At 62.2% G+C, this 2,058-nt stretch carries 3 protein-coding genes; all 3 read left to right on the top strand.

All coding sequences use genetic code 11. From position 1 onward, the window contains the following. Positions 1–323: 323 nt before the first annotated feature. The 3 genes from AWB94_RS00935 to AWB94_RS00925 are packed head-to-tail and all read left to right on the top strand — an operon-like array spanning position 324 to position 1,851. On the top strand, positions 324–974 hold the full coding sequence (locus tag AWB94_RS00935) for a methyltransferase family protein (RefSeq protein ID WP_046190096.1): 651 nt from the start codon (positions 324–326) through the stop codon (positions 972–974). Continuing rightward, the gene (locus AWB94_RS00930) at positions 971–1,357 is read left to right on the top strand and encodes a type II toxin-antitoxin system TacA family antitoxin (RefSeq protein ID WP_158023718.1); all 387 of its coding nucleotides are present in this window, start codon (positions 971–973) and stop codon (positions 1,355–1,357) included. Before AWB94_RS00935 ends, AWB94_RS00930 begins: the two co-directional genes overlap by 4 nt. Next, positions 1,354–1,851 carry a GNAT family N-acetyltransferase gene (locus AWB94_RS00925; protein WP_023363547.1) on the top strand — a complete coding sequence of 166 codons (498 nt, stop codon included), beginning with the start codon at positions 1,354–1,356 and terminating at the stop codon, positions 1,849–1,851. The genes AWB94_RS00930 and AWB94_RS00925 overlap by 4 nt, the downstream gene beginning before the upstream one ends. The last annotated feature ends 207 nt before the right edge of the window (positions 1,852–2,058 follow it).

Here is a 2,058-nt window from a genome sequence, read left to right as displayed (position 1 = left end):
ACACACCCAGCCAACCAGACACCCCAATCACAGGCCGACAGCAGCTGACCGTTCTACACCCTCAATCATGAAGAGCCATCTAAGTGGCAAAAGTCGGAACGGTACGGTGGTGCCAGTCGTGGGCCCGCCGTCGGTCTGGCGTTTGCAGGCCACTCAGTCCGATGCCCGGGCGCATTCCCATATTAGTATAGACATATGCGCATATCGCTATGTATCCTTAGCGTGGCCGCGGAGCCACGAAAGAAGCACGGAAAGCCTGATGAACCACAGCGACCGGCGCAGGCTTCCAGAACCGCCGCCTCGACCACTGAGGAACTCGCGATATGGCAACCGCAGCACTTGCTCTTTACGGGATATTCATCGTCTCGGGCTTCGGATGGCGTAGTTATCGCCAATGGCGCCTCACGGGTTCGACAGGCATGCGGGGTTTTCACGGCCGCCCCGGATCGTTGGAGTGGCTCGCCGGCGCCGGATTCGTGGTGGCGATCTTGCTGGGCGCTCTGGCCCCCCTGCTGCAATGGTTGGGTGTGCTGTCGCCAGTGGCCTGGCTTGATCATTGGGCGGTGCACACGCTAGGAGCTTTCGCAGCGATCCTGGGCATCGCCGGGACACTGTTAGCGCAGGAGTCGATGGGCGAGTCATGGCGCATCGGCGTCGACGCCAGCGAAACTACCCGACTGATCGACAATGGGGTCTTCAAACTGGTTCGAAACCCCATCTTTACCGCCATGCTGATCTTCGGAGCCGGTGTAGCGCTCCTCGCTCCGAATGGGTTGGCGTTGCTCGCCTTCGCCACCTTGGCCACGTCCATTGAGCTACAGGTGCGGATAGTTGAAGAGCCCTATCTACGGCGGACGCACGGCTTGCATTACGCGGAATACACCAGCCGGGTGGGACGCTTCATCCCTGGACTCGGTCGAAGTTCCACGACGGGACCTGACGAAAATTGGTTGAGGCCTGGTCTCTTATGGTGACGTCCGATGGCCGAGAACGCGCTGCCGCGGATTTGGGAACGCCGCCGCGCGCCGAACTGCATCGTTCCGCGCTTGCCGACGGTATGTACACCAATTCGGCGTACACTTCTGGTGTGGAGACGAAGAGTGGTCGCTGGCACCTGCGCGTGACCGCGGCGCAAGATGCGGTGGTGCGACGTGTGCTCGACGTCACGGGCGAGTCGCTCAACGACTATGTGGTGCGTCACGCCGTTCAGGCCGCCGAGGCCGACCTCGCTGATCGGAGAGTGTTCGTCCTCGATGACGCCGCCTGGACCGATCTTCAGGCGCTGCTCGACCGTCCGCCAAGCCCCAAGCCCGAGTTGGCGCGCCTGCTGGCGAATCCGTCGATTTTGGAACGGTGAGCTACGAGGGGCCCGTCCTCTTCGGTGCCGATCACATCGTCGACGACTTCGACTGCGGCAACGACGTGCTCAACGAGTGGCTGCGGACGAAGGCTCTGCACAATCAGCGCGAAGGAGGCAGCCGCACCTGGGTGGTGCTGGACGGGCGACGGGTGGTGGCCTTCTATGCCTCCAGCACGGCGGTGCTCATGCGCAGCCGGGCGACGAAACGCGCTGCTCGCAATCAGCCGGACCCGTTACCTGCGGTCCTGCTCGGCCGGCTGGCCGTCGACGCGAACCATCAAGGGCGTGGTCTCGCTGCAGCACTTCTCAAACATTTCATCCTCAAGTCACTTGAGGTCGCGGAGCTGACGGGGGTTCGGCTGCTGCTGGTCCACGCAAACAACGACACCGCCCGGCGCTTCTACTTGCGCTACGGTTTTGAGCCTTCTCCTGTCGACGACCTAACACTGATGCTCCTCGTAAAGGACGTCCGGCCCAGCCCATCTGCGTAACGAAGCCGAGACGGTGCTGGATCGCGTCGACACGGCCGTCGCCGCCCGGCTTGATCATCGCGAGCAATAAAACTCGCGCTGAGCGCAGACCTCCCCTGGGCGGTGGCGAACCGGTAGCGATATCGGGATGCGCGCCGTTTCTGAGATAACTAACCAGTTCGGGGTTCTAAATGTCCTCATCTGAGCTGGTGGGCTTGGGGTGAGTGT

Origin of the sequence: Mycolicibacterium canariasense (assembly GCF_002101555.1) — a bacterium.
GTDB classification, from domain to species: domain Bacteria; phylum Actinomycetota; class Actinomycetes; order Mycobacteriales; family Mycobacteriaceae; genus Mycobacterium; species Mycobacterium canariasense.
The sequence above is the reverse complement of the archived record's forward strand: the minus strand, read 5'-3'. Positions and strand labels throughout refer to the sequence as shown.

What these genes read in the sequence shown, in the direction of transcription:
- AWB94_RS00935 (WP_046190096.1), top strand. Translation starts at nt 324, where the DNA reads ATGGCAACCGCAGCACTTGCTCTTTACGGGATATTCATCGTCTCGGGC.